Below are 15,455 nucleotides of genomic sequence, written 5' to 3'. Positions count from 1 at the left end.
GTCCTATAAGGGTTCGATTCCCTTCACCCGCTCCACTTCCTTGTTCCAGCATGATCCCGCATATACCGGCGAGCAGCTGAACACCAACGAAACCGGCCTTCTGAGCCGGTTTTTTTGTGTCCACATGATTTTCGTTGATGCCCCATACGGTTGTGATCGGTGTACACCCAGCTGCACACTGAAAAAACACTAACTCTGGTGTACACAAATGAAGCGTGCGGACATCAAATAACGCCCCATATCTGACACCGCGCTCGCTAGTCTAGAGCCGGAAACCAAGGAGTATTGGGAGCTTGATGGTCATGGCTTGTATTTTCGTGTGAAGCCAAACGGTCAGAAGCGGCCTTGTCCGACGCGCTGCCGGTCATGATGACTTAAATCGCGCCTTTCTGGGATCTTCGTCGTGCCACTCCGGACCCAGTGCGACGATCTCGTTGTACAGGTGCACACAGATCTCGAGACTCCTGCCCACCACCATGGCCTTGCCGAGCATCTGCCCCATGCTCACCAGCCCCTGATTAGGCTCCTCAAAGTGTGTGACCAGATCCGCCGCCACGCTTTGAATCCGCGGCTCCGCCCCGACCACCTTTTCCAGCGCGGCCCAACGGCTCTTCAGACGTGACTGTTGGTCGCCGGCCAGCTCATCAACAACCCAGCACAGCTGGAGTCGTTCGTTGCCGCATGCTAGATGGAGGCGTGGGGGGCAGGCTTCGAGGACCGTGAATATCCACAGAGGACTTATCTACTAGGCGCGGCTGAGGAGGCACGAACAGTTCTGGCGAATCCGTTTGTTGAGCGGGGCCTGAGCGGTCCTGCCATCGGTAAAGCAATGCGTGGGAGCGACTTCGCGCACTCAAAAAATACAAGCAGTCGATATCACTTTCCTAGTGAATAACCCGCCACTTTCGGGTAAAAGCTCAAAACGCCACTGCTGACACAATGCCACTACACTGTATTACTCATTAAGGATAGAAAATGGGCACACAGTCCCCCATCACAGGGCAGGCAATCATCAACGTTCTGAAAGCCAAGGTTCAGGATGCTTACAACGCACCACCTACCGGTCCATTTACTGTTGAGAACATACAGACGCACAAAGCGGACCTGACCTACACGGTAACTGCGGAATACTCCACCAAAATTGAGAGTAAACCATCTGGTAGGGCCTCAGTTGGCGCCTATTCCAAGGAAGATCTTCATCGTGCACTGGCCGCCCGAAAAAATTATCTGCTTCTCGACCCAGGAAAGGCCTACCGAGAGCAAATGTTAGGCCGTTTGGTAGATGAGCCTGCCTTGTTCAAAAAGGAACGTACTTTCGCGTTACTACGTGACGACCAGAATTTTTATTGCAATGAGACCTGCCACGGGTGTTCCGGACAAGGCACCTGCGATTGCTCCACTTGTCGTGGAACAGCCAAGGTTTCGTGCAAAAACTGCTCTGACGGAAAGGTTACGTGTTCCACATGCGCTGGATATGGAAACACAGCGTGTCGTTCATCTTGCAATAATTGTTCTGGTAATGGCATGCGCGACGGACTTTTTTGCCGTAGCTGCAATGGCACAGGAAAACCTGGCTCGCCTTGCGGCTCATGCGGAACCACTGGCAAGAGATCTTGTGACAGGTGTAGCGGTACTACTCGGCTACCCTGCACCGCATGCAAACGTGGCCAGGTCACTTGCGGCACTTGTCAGGGTGCCCGCGATTTGTCGTATGAGTATCATCTGGACGTCTATGCAAGCACTTCAGTGGATTACTCTTGGGGTAGTGCAATTCCGGATTGGTTTCGGACCTCTCTTAAGGAAGCAGTCAACAAAACTGAGATGGATTCTGTTTTCCATGTCACCACCTACGAGACTAAATATGACCAACCAAACATTTTCGTTGGGAAAGGTTATGCAATAGGTTCCGAAGCAACGGTCGGGTACCAGGGGGCTGTTGGACAATGTAAATTTATTGGGGAGTCGTTGATCCCGGTCTATTTGGACGGGGTCCTTTCCGGGGAATTCCAGAAGTCGATTGATGGCGTTTCCGATTCGAAGAAAATTAGTACAGTCGGAAAGGCATCACGCAACAACATTGCTCGAGAGCTCATTACTGAAGTGGAGCAAGGGATTTACCCGGTGTTTGCGTCGACACCGGTGCGGCGCGGTGTGATCAGTGAAGACCAAGCCACTGAATTCTTAAACGGGCGGGCGAAAGCCAAAACCTACATCGAAGAGAATCAAAAGATCTTCAATCCGGGACGAATTTTCCAATTCAGTTTGATATTAACGCTCCTTCTTTTCACGCTTTACTTGGTGGCCTACATTGCATCTGATATGCCACCTTTAGGGGAGTGGAAGAAGGAAGCACGGATTTTGAGCCTCAGCGAGGTACTTAAAAATCCGATGTTCGTCTTTCAAAAATTCATCCATCCATTCAAGTGGATGTACTACCAGTACCAATACAATACGTGGCCCTTCCAAGCCCTGCTGTTTCCATTTTGTGCAATTTTATTCAACAAAATTGCGCTTCCGCTTCTTTTCCCCCGCCTCTGGGATTGGAATAAAAACGTCATGGCAAGCCTTGTTCTGTCCATTCCAGGCATGGTCATACTCGCTTTCTTAATGGCGATTTTCCCGGCGTCATACGCAGGATTAAACTTCGAAAATGTGACGTCCTATAGCCAGGTTGTTGAAGTGATGATGACGCTTACAGCCGTGGGAGTTATGGTTCCGAAAATCTGGGGTTGGGCGCTGATTATTGCGTTAATTAGATATCCCGCTGCCGGTCAATATTGGGCGCGTCGAATGTATCGAAAACTGTCACCAAAAACCTAAGCCAAGCCCCCATTGAATGGGGGCTTTTTTTGGGGCGCCTGTCACTCAAGGCGTCCGTAGCGTGACCATTGAAGCCTATTACGCTGGCTGCGCCGTTTGAGGGCTTGCCGCCTTAGACGGCAGACCGCTGAACGAAAACCACCAAAACGACCAAACTCAATCAGCCGTGTCTTCGAAGGGGTGAGCGATAAACCGAACATGGCCAGACGTAAGCGCGATGCGCTTTATTTGCGCCAGGCGCCAGCATTTGTACCGGCGTTTCGGTGGCGTGGACGACATCGTGCGTCAGCACGGCTTGTGGAAATTTTATTCTGTTTAACGCATGTAAGCTTTAGCCGAGTTAGTGCTGATTTGCCATTATCCTGGCCCCCAGGATGGCACGTTCTGGTAAACCTTTGGCGGCCTCTGAGCCTATCGACCAAACACCATCTTGGAAGAAAGTCGTTGGGGTTTTGGCAATGTTAATAGTCCTACGGGCGTTATCCTGAGCACCTAGTGTGCGCAAGTCGTTTTTGCTGCAAGTCTGCGCCCTCACAGGCTTACCCTTCATAGCGTCATCGAACGCCTGCTTCGGGTTGTCGCTGCACCAGATGTTCTTGTAAAGCGTCCAGGCCGGACCATTAAGTTCCCCCGACGGCGCAGCGAGGTAACGCACCTCAACACCCCGGGCGTTGATCTCCTGCACCGACTTGTGCAGTTCTCGAGTATACGGACAGGTGGCGTCGGCAAACACATAGACGTGTGCCTTGGGATTGGATGGACTGAAGGAGATATAGTCTTCCGCCTTCAGCGTTCCCAGGGCATCCCGATAAAACCGAAATTGAGGGGCCGGCTTGGGTACCGGTGGCTGGGTCAATTCAGAAAGGAAGCTGCCGAAACCTTCAGCTTGGGCAGGCGGTGAAGTGAGACCAAGAATTGCGACAAGACCGAGACCAGCTAGGCAGAACGAACTTTTTGGTAAAATCATCCATGTTGCGCGAAAGTCGCGCCTCCGAAATTGTAGGTTGAGTATTTCAGCAAACCACTTGTATTTAGTTGAGCTTGAAGAAAAGTACATCTCAACTTGACAATGGCTAAGCTGCCTAAGTTAGTGTGAAATTGAATAGATCCATCTCAGTAGCTGGTACGAATAAATTAGCTGAACTCACAAGTGATTTGATTTCACCACACCAGCAGTGGCACATCAATGGCACCGACATAAACCACCGGCTTTTGATTGATAAATTCGCCGCTGACTTAACCCTGCTTGGACGTCAGTTGTTAAAAGCGGCATTTCGGGATCTATCAATTTTCAATGACACGGTGATCGGCCCGCATTTCAGTGGTCTGAATCAGCTAAGGGCCTGGAGAGGTACCTAGAACGCAGCGCGCTGCGCATGAGCCGCCCCCTTTGCCTGACTTCAAGACCAAGGGTATTGAGGTGCGCTACATCGCCTGGCCGACGGGCCAACTCAATGAGCCGGCCTGGACGATCTACAAGAACGGTTGATGCAACGACAATCCGAAGCAGGCGCTCGATGACGCAATGAATGGTAAGCAGGGTGCCTGATTAAGGCTTCAGCGCACGGTTCAGTGACTCAAGGTCGCTAACACAGTACTCGGATGTTCCGCATCTACAACCACTAGCTTTTGAATAGCTACAACAGTGGTGCGTTGGCGATCGGTTTTTTTGTCATTGCCTTGAATCAACGAATCGACGTAGCCATATACCTTGACCGTGTAAGGTTTGCGTTGTTTCACATAGCTTTCGAGCACTCGCGCGGCGGCTTCGTCTTCAACCGGGATGAAGTTGAATTGTTGACCATTGCTGAAAGTTAGTGCGTAGGAGGAGTTATCTCCGAACTTTATGTCGCCCCTGTTCTTTACTTCGTTGCCGTAAGCGTAAGAACTGGATTGCTCATGTGCCGATTGGGTGTTGACGGCGTTAAAAGCGCTTGGTGCGTAGCTGAATCCATTTTTGTCGAAATCATACTGCGACAGCGGGATTGCTTGTGGCATATCGAGCATTACGTAACGGGTGTTGAGGCTATCGCGGATATGTTTGCTGAAAATTGGCTCTAGACTTTTAGCAATGTCGCGTTGGCTGAACTGGTCATTTGTGCTCGCGAACTTCTGCAAAATGTTTCTGAGGTTTTCATCGCCCAGGTCGTATTGCTCGCGCAGGTCGTAGCGAAAGGAATTGGCGAGGGTCAGCGCATCATCCGGAGTTTCTTTGTTGCCATTGTAGATGTAGAGCATTTGTGTCCCGGACTTCAGCTCTACATACTGACTGAAGTCGGGCTGGCTGTTCGGCGACGGCAGCGCCCAGCTTACGGGGTCATCCTCATGCAACTTCGCCTCCCGTTGCATACGTTCAGCTTCGTCTTGAGCGCGCTCTTCGGGGGTAGGGTTATATACTCTTCGGGCTTTCTCTTTGTTTATTTCCGCTTGAGTCATGGGCTGGGAAGGCGAATGCGCGGCGGATTTGGAGTGTTCGTCTTCTTTGTCCCCGCAGGCAGCGAGGGTGATAGCCAATGCCAATACAGAGAGCGTTTTGAAGCGCATCTGAGAGATTCCTGAAAAGAGTCACAGTGATTGTTGACGTTTTTTAGTTGGGAGGCAGCCGCGCTCACATGCCCGCAATACAGCGGGCATGTGGCTTGGAAGCTATACAAAAACTAAGGGACGCTAATGTTGTGTAAATTGTTAGACCGGTTGCACACCGATTTCGCGGCAATATGTCTCAGTTGCCTGTTCGATCAGTTTGATCTTCTTGTTGGCGCGCAACAGCATGAAAATACCGGCACCAATAAAAAAGATGCCTGGAATGATGAAGATCAGCAGTGGCACACCGAATACGATGAAGAACCAAGCAAACACTTTGGTCATCTTGAAAGCTTTGAGCAACATTTGCTTCTGCGAGTAGATCGCGTCAGCGTCTGTCAAGCCTTGCGATTTGTAACCACCGATGATCGCCCGTTCGTCCGACATGTTGAAGCTGGCTAGCATATCTTTCCTTAGTTCTTTCTGAATGGATGCGGCGGCAGATTGCGGCCTTCGAATAGGCGAAGCCGGACCTTACTGCAGGTTCCTTCCCATCATCTTCGGCGATCCACCGCGATTTTTCGTGGTATTGATGCACGCCCACGAGCGATAAGTTAAACACAGCCGATGATGGCTATTCAATATCTCATACGCTACAGGCGGCTCTGAGGAGCCTTTGAAGACCTTGGCACAAAGCTGTCAGGCATCACTTTGGGAAGCCCCCTAAAAAGGGCCCAACTCATGGAGTTTGAGTTTAGGTTTTTCGAGTTAGCTTTAGGTCCAGTCGACGTGCTCCGGCACTGCTCAGCACGGCCAATTACAGAATTCGGGCCGTGACGCAGGTCCTCGAAAACCTCGCAATGCAAGGTGACATCACGACTGACTCGGTCATCCTCAGCGATTTTGCATTGCTCTGCTGCGTGCCCTTGCGCGACGGTTGCGATGTGCTGGATGTCATCGCTCGACGCATGGATGCGGAACCATCCAGACGTGATAGCGGGCGCCTTTCGGGGCGCCCTTTGCGTTTCATGGCCGACTATTGTGATGTATCACTGTGGCGAGGGAGCTTGCTCCCGCTGGGCTGCGAAGCGGCCCCCTCTTCACCCAAAAAGAAGGGGACTGCTACGCAGTCCAACGGGAGCAAGCTCCCTCGCCACAGGTTCAGTGTGTTCTTACCGAGTCGCGACAATAAACAACCGCGGAAACGGCAACAGCACCGAACCATCGCTCAACGCCGGATAAGCCTGCTCTATCGCAGCATGGTATTGCTTGAGGTATTGCGCCTTTTCCGCATCATCCAGCGGCTCAAGAAACGGCCGCAAACCGCTGCCCTTGAACCACTCGACCACGCCCGACGCACCGCCCGCCAAGGGATGATGGTAGGTGGTGCGCCACACATCGACGCGCGCACAGTGCGGTCGCAGCATCGAGTAGTAATCGCTGGCACTCGCCATTTCCGTGCGTTGCCCCGCGGCGTCCGCCAGCTTGCTGGCCCACGGCCCCTCGGAGGCCACTTCGCGCATCAGGCGATGGGACGGCTCGTTGAGGTTGTCGGGCATCTGAATGGCCAAGCTGCCGCCCTGGGTTAATTTGGCGGCCAACGACGGCAGTAACGTCGCGTGATCAGGCAGCCACTGCAACACTGCATTGGCGAATATCACGTCGAACGGGCCGCTATCGTTCCAGGTTCCGATATCAACGGTGTCGAATCGCACGTTTGGCAAGCGCTTGCGAGCGGCTTCGATCATGTCGGTCGAACTGTCGACGCCACGCACCGTGGCGCTGGAGAAGCGCTCGACCAGCAACTCGGTCGAATTACCGGGGCCACAACCGATGTCGATGGCCGAGCGCGCGTCCACGGGCGGGATAGCGGCGAGCAGGTCTCGTGCCGGGCGTGTGCGTTCATCTTCAAAAGCGACGTATTGTTTGGCGGAGCAACTCATTGCGTTCTCCTGTCGGTGCGTTGTTGTAGCCAGAGGCAGACAACCGGTTCGACACGATACCTCGACCGGGGCGCGCGGCTCTATCCCGACCTTGGACCAACACAACACATCGACCGCTCGTCGATCCAGCCATAACGCGATTTTGACAGTCAGAATATCGCATCTATAGTCCAATCGCGGCCCGTCGGAAGGAACCCGAACCTGTTGGTTTGCACGCAAGGAGCAAGGCCAGCTCATGCCCGTGACAGGTGGATTCCGCCCGTAGTGTTTGCGCAACGACCGCAAGGCAAACAATCGTTGTTGAGCCTGGAAAGATGCCAGGCGTTCACTATGAAAAAGGAGCTTCACTATGTCTCGAGTTACGGATGTACTGGTTTCAATCGACACTGAAACCATCCTGAAAAACTACCCGAACATCAGCAAAAACCCTGCCTCACCCACGCTGATCGACGTCAATCATGTGTACATGGTCACCAACCGGGACAACGTGATAAATGGCCAGGCCGGTGGTGAACTCAACTTGAAAGCCCAGGTGGGCGATTTGATTCGCTGGCGTGAAACCAGCCTGTCGCAGAGCTTCGAGACCGCCGTGATTTTCTACAAATTCATTGGCAACGTCGGCAACGAACTGATCTCCACACCCACGCCGCGCAAGGCTACCGCCTGCGTCGCCGTCCCCAATACCAGCAACCCGTCTGTGCCAAGCTGCCAGAAAGTCGATAACCATTACTGGTCTTCGGAAACGCTTTCGTGCGGCAGTGTCACCTATCACTTCCACTTCCTGATCGTGGACCGCGATTGCAAGATCGTCGGCTGCTGTTCGTGGGACCCGTTCATTACCATTCGTAATTGACGAGAGTCTGGCCCCTTGGCAACAAGGGGCTTGCCACGCAAGTTGCCGCCTCGACAGGAACGGGATGTCTTGCATGAACCGAAGCGGCTGCCTTCATGTGCCAACATCATGAAAGGAATCCATGATGACTTCCGAACCGATCAAATCCCCTTCATCCAGCGTCGTGACCGCGAACAACGTATTGCTGATCGTCGATGCCGAATCGTTACTTTCACGCTATCCGCAACCCAGCCTCAAACCGCAACTGCCGACAGTGATCGAGGACGGTTTTATCTTCGGGATCGGCGGCCAGATAAGTACCAGTAATGACAGCAATATGACGTTAAACACGGATAACGGGACAACGTTCCATATCCGTGGAAGAACCGTCAGTTTGCTCGCCGAACACAGCGTGGTGTTTTACGAAATGTCGGTGGGCGATGCCGGTGTACTGTCAGCGCCGAAATTGGTGGTCCATGGCAACCTTACGGTGCCTGCACCAGACCCTGCAAACCCGACCGAGCCGGGTCGCCATCAGGCTGACGACCATTATTGGGAATGCACGCGACTGTCCTCCGGGGTGGAGGCGTGTGAGCTGAACTTCATGCTGATCAATACAAGCTGCGAGGCGTTGGGTTACTTCAGTTGGGCGGTTGAAATTACCCTATGAATAAACGCAACTTGTAGCAGCTGGCGAAGCTGCGTTCGGCTGCGAAGCAGTCGTAAAACCTGAGCTCTCGGTGTTACTGAAGTACCGCGTCGCATGATTTCACGACTGCTGCGCAGCCAGACGCAGGCTTCGCCAGCTGCTAAAAAAAACGTATCGCCGCCGAATATGGAAACGTAAGTAGAATTTTCAACATGCCGTCGCTGTCTGAAATTCAGGCGCATCCCTATAAGGAACACGGCAATGAAATTCGCAAAAATCTCGCAGAAACTCGCCCTGTGGGCCGGCAGTCCCAAGACATTTATGGCGGCGTTGCTTCTTATTGTTCTATGGGGCTTGAGTGGGCCGATTTTTGGTTTCAATGACACCTGGCAACTGGTGATCAACACGTCCACCACGATCATCACGTTCCTGATGGTGTTCCTTATCCAGAACACGCAGAACCGCGATACCGACATCCTGCATTTGAAAATCGATGAATTGTTGCGGGTGAACGAGGAGGCGCAGAACGCGATGCTGGGGCTGGAGGTACTGGACCTCAAACAATTGGAGGCACTGCGTAAGCACTATCGCGCCATGGGCGAAAAAGAGGTGCATGACCTGGCGGGGCTGGCGACGTCGAGCCAGCGCAAACAGAATTTGAATGAGTGCTGAGCAAAATAAAACGGCGCGTGATGTGAGTCACGCGCCGTTTGCTTTAAATGCCACTAGCGACCGGCCCGCAACGCCCTGGCCATTTGCAGATGGTCTTGCAGTTTGGGCAGGGTTTCTTCAGCGAAGGCTTTGATTTCCGGAACGTCGGTGGTCTGCGCTTCCTGCTGAAGTTGTTTGATGGCTGCCTGGGTGGTTTTCACCTGATTCGCGGCGTAGGCCTGATCAAAGGTTGCACCGTCCATCACTTGTGGCATCAAGGCTTTGGCCTTGTCGACCACTGCTTCCCGCGGGGCCACTGGCAAATCCAGTTGTTTGGCGATTTTCGCCAGGTGCTGGTTGGCGGTAGTGCGGTCATTGATGACGACGACGGTGTAGTCCTTGACCTCTTTGGATTCGGTTTTCTGATGTGCCAGTCGACTGGCTTCAATGTCGGCCATGCCTTGGGCCGAGGCATCGTTGATGAATTCTGCGGGGGACTGGGCAAAAGCACTGCTGGCATACAGGCCCAGTAACGTGACAAAACCTGCATGACGTATTCGGGTGGCCATCCTGTTCATGGTCGCGCCCTCCTTGTAAAAAAATTCAAGCGGGAGCTTTCACCCCCGCCTCTCAATTAACACCACTACTTGGTTTTCTGACCACCTTTGCGGCCCATTTCGGGTTTCGAAGAGTCTTTATCAACAGTCGTGGTGGTAGTTTTCCCACCTTTGCGACCGGCCTCAGACGCTTTCGTTCGATCGTTGGCGAAGTTTCCCGAGTTCGAGTTTCTTGAGTTAGGCATGATTCTCTACCTCTTGGTTATGATCCAGGCGAGCAACAGCCCGCATAAAATCAGAATCGAGGAGCCCCAAAAGGTTTAGAAAAGCTGAAAACGCCGCGACGAACGGCGGCGCAGTTTCAGACTTCGAGCCGCAGATGATGCTGGCGTTTGGCTGTGTACATGGCCTCGTCGGCATGCCTTAGCAACTGCTGTTCTTCGGTGCCGTGTTCGGGAAAATGAGCGACGCCGATGCTGATCAGGATGTTCAGGCTGTGCCCGTCCAGACGCAGCGGCTGCGCCAGCACCTGATGGATTTTTTCCGACACCCTGTCGGCGTCTTCCGAAGCGTGGATGCTGTGCAACAACACCACAAACTCGTCGCCGCCGATGCGTGCCACGGTGTCGGTTTCACGTACGCAACCCTTTAGTCGATTGGCCACCGCTTGCAACAGCATGTCGCCCACCGTATGGCCGTGGGTGTCGTTGACGTCCTTGAAACGATCGAGGTCGACGTACAGCAACGCCATGCGCCCGCCCTCTGCCCGAGCCAGCGCCAATGAAGCCTTGAGACGATCACGCAGCAGCCCGCGATTGGGCAGTTGAGTCAGCTGGTCGTACTGCGCCATTTGCTGCAGTCTGGCATGCAATTGCTTGCGCTCGATGGCGGTCGCGACCTGAGCGCAGACGTATTGCAACAGTTCCTTGTCCTGCTCCGTATAGCGCTCGCCCCCCGGTACGCTTTTGACGATGAGCGCGCCGATGGTGCCGTTTTTCGAGTTCAATGGCACACCCAGCCAGCACGGCGAATTCGGGCCTTCAACTGACGTCTCGAAGCCTGCGTGCGAATGGTCCTGTTCCGAGGACAGTAAAATCGGCTGACCGCTGCGGATCACTTCCGCACACAGGCGCCCGGTCATGGTGCCAGGCTGCTCGGGTTGCAGTTCATCGTCGTCGACGTGATAAGGGAAATTCAGCTGCGCGCAGTGTTCGTCATACAGCGCCACGGAGAAACTCAGTGCGGGCAGCCATTCACCGATGATCAAGTGAACGCGTTTGAACAGCGTCAGTAAATCTTCCGCCGCGTGGGCCGCCTCGGAGATTGCATACAACGCCGCTTGCCGAGATTCGGCCTGCTTGCGTTCGGTGATGTCCCGGGCCACGGCGATGCGCAACTGATCGACTTCCGACCAGCGCGCCGACCAGAGGATATGCACCATTTGGCCGTCCTTGCGCAGGTAGCGGTTTTCGAAGTTGAGTTTGGGCTCGCCGCCCATGATTTCCCGAGCGGCGTCGAGGGTGCGCTGGCGGTCGCCGGGATGCACCATGTCGATCATCGGCTGGCCGATCAGTTCGTCGGGGGTGTAGCCGAAAATGCGCTCGCACGCCGCACTGACAAAAACGAAGCGACCTTGCTTGTCGACCGCACAAACGGCGTCCAGCAACAGGTCGATGTAGCTCGCCAACGGCGCGGAGTTTCTGTTTGCCATGGTGCCCTGCATGTGGCCTCAAGCCTTGTTCGTGACCAGCCCCGGCAACGCGTGCGCCAGGGCGTTAATGGCAAAACCGATAAACATGACCCCGCACAACCGGGTGATCGCCAGTTCGTGGCGTTGATACAGGGTGCGAACCTGCCGCGCACCAACGATACCGATGAGAATAGCGTAGGCGATCAGGCCACCGACGAAGCTCAGGACAATCAGCCACGGCAGCATCGACCAGTGCAACAGCTCCGCGCGGCTCGACAGCAGCGCCGTGAACGTGGCTACCGCCACCGGGTAAGCCTTGGGATTGGTCAGACCGAACAGAATGCCGTGCCAGAACGGCTGGCGAGCCGGGCCTTGAGGCGCCTCGGCACTGCTGCGTTTCGCCCGCACGGCGCGCAAACCGAGCCAGAACAAATAGAGACCGCTGAGCACGCCCAAGACATCGAACGCCGTGCTGCCGATTTCCCTCGCACCGACAATCGCGATCAACGCGGTGCTGCACCAGACCACATCACCAAGCAAATGCCCGCACAAAAACCCCGCCCCAGCCCGCCGACCGCGCGCCGCGCCAATGCCGAACACCGCCAACACACCTGGCCCCGGCGTGATGCCGTAGATGAAGCCCGAGGCGAGAACAGCCATTAGCAGCGATGGGGTCATGGGAAGTCCTTTTGAACTATTTGGTGAATGGGCGCCAGTCTATCCCAGCCCGCGCCACAATCATCAACTGCGCGCTATCACGTCCCCAATCCGCCCATTCAACCAATTCAACGCCTGATCCCCGCCCCGCCGCTTGTGCCACGCCAGCACAAACGTAAACGATGGAATATGAAACGGTGGTGGCACCACCACCAACGACCGCTCATCAATGTCGCGCAGCCCACGCGACGCCACAGTCAGAATCAAATCCGTGCCGCTGATGAATTCCGGCGCCACGCTCCAGTGCGGCAGACTAATGGCGACGCGACGGCGCTCGCGCAATGCCGTCAGAGCCCGTTCGATTTCCGGGGTGCCGCTGCCGCGCATTTCCAGCAAGACATGCGGTCGGGCGAGGTAGGTTGGCAGGTCGAGGACTCCGTCAGCGGGCAGGCTGTTGCGGTCGACGAGGCAGGCGTAGTGCTCTTCGAATAGCGGGGTGCTGCGTAACTCGTTCGGCAACTCTGGAAAGACGCCCGCCGCGACGTCGATGTCGCCGTTGAGCACGCCATCAAGCATGCCTTCGCGGCTGGCGTGGCTGATTTGCAGGTCGATACCGGGCGCTTCCCGGCGCAAGGTTCGAATCAGCCCTGGCAAGACAATCGCGGCGCCGTAGTCCGACATCGCCAGGCGAAAGCTGCGCTTGGCGGTAGCCGGATCGAAGGTGTTCGGCGCCAACAGCGATTGCACCTGGGCCAGCGCTTCGGCCAACGGGGCGACGAGCTCCAATGCTCGCGGAGTGGCAACGAGACCTGCCCCCGCGCGCACCAGCAATGGATCGCCGAGCATGTCGCGCAACCGCGCCAGGGCGTGGCTGACCGCAGGCTGACTCAGGTGCAGGCGCTCGGCGGCGCGGGTCACGTGCTGCTCGCTGAGCAAGGCGTCGAGGATCACCAGCAGGTTAAGGTCAATGCGCCGTAGATCATTCATCTGATGCATGTTCTGGATAGCAATTTGGAATTTAAATCTGCGCGACGAATACTCTAGAGTCCAGCAAAACCTGTTGGAGAACGATCATGAGTACGTTGCATTGGGCCGGTTTGTTGCTGCTGGCCGTGATTGCCGGGGCGGTGGTGCCCTTTCAGAGCGCGATCAACGCCAACCTCACGCGCGGTTTGGGCCATCCGTTGTGGGCGACGCTCGCGTCATTGCTGGTGAGTATTGTGGTGTTGTTGCCGATTATTGTGGCGCTGCGATTGCCATTGCCATCGCTGGCGTTCATCACCAAGGCGCCGCTGTGGATGTGGGCTGGAGGGGCGTTTGGGGTGTGTTTTATTTCGTTGGCGCTGATGCTGTTGCCCAAGCTCGGGGCGTCGGGATTTATTGCTTTGGCGCTGGCGGGACAGGTGGTGGCGTCGTTGGTGCTGGATCACTTTGGGTTGTTTGGGTTGGTGGAGCGGCAGATGACATTGCCGCAGGTGATTGGGGCGGTTTTGTTGGTCGCGGGGGTAGCGCTGATTCAGTTCAGTGGGACGCCGGCCAAGGGTTTGGTGGCGGCGGGTTGAAGGGGACAACTGACAGTAGAATGTCGGCTTTCAGTCCGTCTTCGCGGGCAGCTTGCCCGCGAAAGCGGTCTACCTAGCACCGCAGATTTTAGAACTTGTCGAGCGTGCGCAGCTTCTGCGGCAACCCCCACATCAACAACGCAACGGCGATCAACGCGGCAACGCCGATTACGTAAAGCGCGGGAGTGGTGCTGCCGGTCAGGTCCTTGATCCGTCCGACCATCACCGGGCTGACGATGCCGCCGAACTGACCGAGGGTGTTGATCACCGCAATCCCGCCCGCAGCCCCTGCGCCGGCACCGGCCAGCAATTTTGGCGGCAGGGTCCAGAAGCTCGGGATTGACGCAATGATCCCGGCTCCGAGCAAGCCCAGCGCAACAATCAGGAAGGTCGTGTGGTTGGCGAAGATCCCGGCGCAGAAGAACCCTACCGCGCCCACCGCCACCAGCCCTGCGACAAACTTGCGACGCTCACCCGTGGAGTCTGACAAGCGCCCGATCACTACCATGCTGATCGCGCCGCAAATGTAAGGGATGGCAGTCAGCAAACCGATCATCACCGGGCTTTCGGTGCCCGCACTGCGGATCAGTTGCGGGGCCCAGAAATTCAAGCCGTAGGACGCCACTTGAATCAGGAAGTAGATCAACCCCAGCGTCAGGAAACCCGGAATACGCAGCGCGGCAAGCAGCGAGCCGCCACTCTTGTGCGGCTCATGTTGCGCAATGCGGCTGGCCAGCAGCGTCTTCTCTGACGGCGTCAGCCAATGGGCGTCTTCGATGCGATCCTTGAGCAACGTCAACACCAGTAAGCCGAGGCCGATGCACGGCACGCCACCGAGCAGGAACAGCCAGTGCCAGCCGCGCATATCGAGGAAGCCATCGAGGTGTTGCAGCACCAACCCGGAGAACGGTGCGCCGACCAGACCGGCAAACGCCGAGGACAAAAACAGCATGGATGTAATGCGTCCGCGATAGTGCTGCGGGAACCACAGCGTCAGGTAATACAGCACCCCCGGCGCAAAACCGGCCTCCATCGCGCCAATCACAAAGCGCAGCGCGTAGAACTGCCATTCGCTGTTGACGAAGACCATGGCGGCAGTGGCGAGGCCCCAGGACATCATGATCCGGGCGATCCAGCGCCGCGCACCGACCTTGTACAGCATCATGTTGCTCGGCACTTCGAACAGCACGTAACCGACCACAAACAGCCCGGCGCCGAGGCCGTAAGCGGTGTCGCTCAGGCTCAGGTCGGTTTGCAGCTGGAACTTGGCGAAGCTGATGTTGATGCGGTCGAAAAATGCGAACAGGTAGCAGACCATGATCAGTGGCATCAAGCGCCAGGCGACCTTGCTGACCAGGGCTTTTTCTTCGTCGTGGCTAACGGACGGGCTCGCGCCCGCCTCCAGTACATTGAGGCTCATGGTGGTTCTCCAGGCGGACTTCCCGTGGGTGTCCGATTGTTTTTGTTGTCTGGTTGAGTTGCGTAGGAGCCGAGCTTGCTCGCGATAACGGTCGTTCAGTCGACATCAATGTTGGATGTGTCTCTGTCATCGCGAGCAAACTCGGCTCCTA

At 55.6% G+C, this 15,455-nt stretch carries 15 protein-coding genes and 3 pseudogenes; 6 read left to right on the top strand and 12 right to left on the bottom strand.

Translation table 11 applies throughout. The features are described from left to right. Window positions 1–377: 377 nt before the first annotated feature. Window positions 378–649 (bottom strand): annotated as a pseudogene (locus ACA048_RS06640) (hypothetical protein); the annotation flags it as partial. Between the two features lie 326 nt (window positions 650–975). Here ACA048_RS06640 and ACA048_RS06635 point away from each other — a divergent pair. Further along, the gene (locus ACA048_RS06635) at window positions 976–2,820 is read left to right on the top strand and encodes a hypothetical protein (protein WP_497628436.1); all 1,845 of its coding nucleotides are present in this window, start codon (window positions 976–978) and stop codon (window positions 2,818–2,820) included. Window positions 2,821–3,022: 202 nt separating this feature from the next. On the opposite strand, the pseudogene ACA048_RS06630 reads toward ACA048_RS06635, so the two are convergent. The 4 genes and pseudogenes from ACA048_RS06630 to ACA048_RS06615 form a co-directional block, all read right to left on the bottom strand. After that, window positions 3,023–3,118 (bottom strand): annotated as a pseudogene (locus ACA048_RS06630) (IS66 family transposase); the annotation flags it as partial. Between the two features lie 42 nt (window positions 3,119–3,160). Then, a complete protein-coding gene (locus tag ACA048_RS06625) occupies window positions 3,161–3,877 on the bottom strand; it encodes a thioredoxin fold domain-containing protein (protein ID WP_497628435.1) in 717 nt (238 codons plus the stop codon). Window positions 3,878–4,389: 512 nt separating this feature from the next. Then, window positions 4,390–5,364: a hypothetical protein gene (locus tag ACA048_RS06620; RefSeq protein WP_497628434.1), complete on the bottom strand. Its 975-nt coding sequence runs from the start codon at window positions 5,362–5,364 to the stop codon at window positions 4,390–4,392. Between the two features lie 141 nt (window positions 5,365–5,505). Then, window positions 5,506–5,808, bottom strand: a complete 303-nt coding sequence (locus tag ACA048_RS06615) for a hypothetical protein (protein WP_497628433.1) — start codon at window positions 5,806–5,808, stop codon at window positions 5,506–5,508. A gap of 332 nt (window positions 5,809–6,140) precedes the next feature. On the opposite strand from ACA048_RS06615, the pseudogene ACA048_RS06610 reads away from it, so the two are divergent. Continuing rightward, window positions 6,141–6,329: pseudogene (locus ACA048_RS06610) on the top strand (short-chain dehydrogenase); the annotation flags it as partial. Window positions 6,330–6,515: 186 nt separating this feature from the next. Here ACA048_RS06610 and tam read toward each other — a convergent pair. Further along, entirely contained in the window at window positions 6,516–7,286 is a 771-nt protein-coding gene (tam, locus tag ACA048_RS06605) for a trans-aconitate 2-methyltransferase (RefSeq protein ID WP_497628432.1), read from the bottom strand. Window positions 7,287–7,635: 349 nt separating this feature from the next. On the opposite strand from tam, the gene ACA048_RS06600 reads away from it, so the two are divergent. The 3 genes from ACA048_RS06600 to ACA048_RS06590 all read left to right on the top strand — a co-directional run bounded on the left by ACA048_RS06600 (window position 7,636) and on the right by ACA048_RS06590 (window position 9,439). Further along, window positions 7,636–8,139 (top strand): inclusion body family protein, encoded by a 504-nt coding sequence (locus tag ACA048_RS06600; protein ID WP_090181110.1) that lies wholly within the window; start codon window positions 7,636–7,638, stop codon window positions 8,137–8,139. Between the two features lie 124 nt (window positions 8,140–8,263). Then, the gene (locus ACA048_RS06595) at window positions 8,264–8,788 is read left to right on the top strand and encodes an AidA/PixA family protein (protein WP_497629814.1); all 525 of its coding nucleotides are present in this window, start codon (window positions 8,264–8,266) and stop codon (window positions 8,786–8,788) included. A 240-nt stretch (window positions 8,789–9,028) separates the two neighbouring features. Next, a complete protein-coding gene (locus ACA048_RS06590) occupies window positions 9,029–9,439 on the top strand; it encodes a low affinity iron permease family protein (protein WP_497628431.1) in 411 nt (136 codons plus the stop codon). 53 nt (window positions 9,440–9,492) lie between these two features. Here the strand turns inward: ACA048_RS06590 and ACA048_RS06585 are convergent, their stop codons facing one another. The 5 genes from ACA048_RS06585 to ACA048_RS06565 all read right to left on the bottom strand — a co-directional run bounded on the left by ACA048_RS06585 (window position 9,493) and on the right by ACA048_RS06565 (window position 13,318). Next, window positions 9,493–9,996, bottom strand: coding sequence for a DUF4142 domain-containing protein (locus ACA048_RS06585; protein ID WP_497628430.1), 504 nt, complete (start codon window positions 9,994–9,996; stop codon window positions 9,493–9,495). A 65-nt stretch (window positions 9,997–10,061) separates the two neighbouring features. Then, window positions 10,062–10,220, bottom strand: a complete 159-nt coding sequence (locus ACA048_RS06580) for a KGG domain-containing protein (protein ID WP_497628429.1) — start codon at window positions 10,218–10,220, stop codon at window positions 10,062–10,064. A 116-nt stretch (window positions 10,221–10,336) separates the two neighbouring features. Next, the gene (locus ACA048_RS06575; RefSeq protein ID WP_497628428.1) at window positions 10,337–11,686 is read right to left on the bottom strand and encodes a sensor domain-containing protein; all 1,350 of its coding nucleotides are present in this window, start codon (window positions 11,684–11,686) and stop codon (window positions 10,337–10,339) included. Window positions 11,687–11,704: 18 nt separating this feature from the next. Then, window positions 11,705–12,343, bottom strand: coding sequence for a LysE family translocator (locus ACA048_RS06570; protein ID WP_150782166.1), 639 nt, complete (start codon window positions 12,341–12,343; stop codon window positions 11,705–11,707). Between the two features lie 63 nt (window positions 12,344–12,406). Beyond that, a complete protein-coding gene (locus ACA048_RS06565) occupies window positions 12,407–13,318 on the bottom strand; it encodes a LysR substrate-binding domain-containing protein (RefSeq protein ID WP_497628427.1) in 912 nt (303 codons plus the stop codon). Window positions 13,319–13,395: 77 nt separating this feature from the next. On the opposite strand from ACA048_RS06565, the gene ACA048_RS06560 reads away from it, so the two are divergent. After that, window positions 13,396–13,884, top strand: coding sequence for a DMT family transporter (locus tag ACA048_RS06560; protein WP_497628426.1), 489 nt, complete (start codon window positions 13,396–13,398; stop codon window positions 13,882–13,884). 88 nt (window positions 13,885–13,972) lie between these two features. Here ACA048_RS06560 and ACA048_RS06555 read toward each other — a convergent pair whose 3' ends face one another. Further along, window positions 13,973–15,304: an MFS transporter gene (locus tag ACA048_RS06555; protein ID WP_497628425.1), complete on the bottom strand. Its 1,332-nt coding sequence runs from the start codon at window positions 15,302–15,304 to the stop codon at window positions 13,973–13,975. Window positions 15,305–15,455 lie beyond the last annotated feature (151 nt).

This window comes from Pseudomonas sp. LBUM1659, from assembly GCF_059716045.1.
The sequence above is the reverse complement of the archived record's forward strand: the minus strand, read 5'-3'. Positions and strand labels throughout refer to the sequence as shown.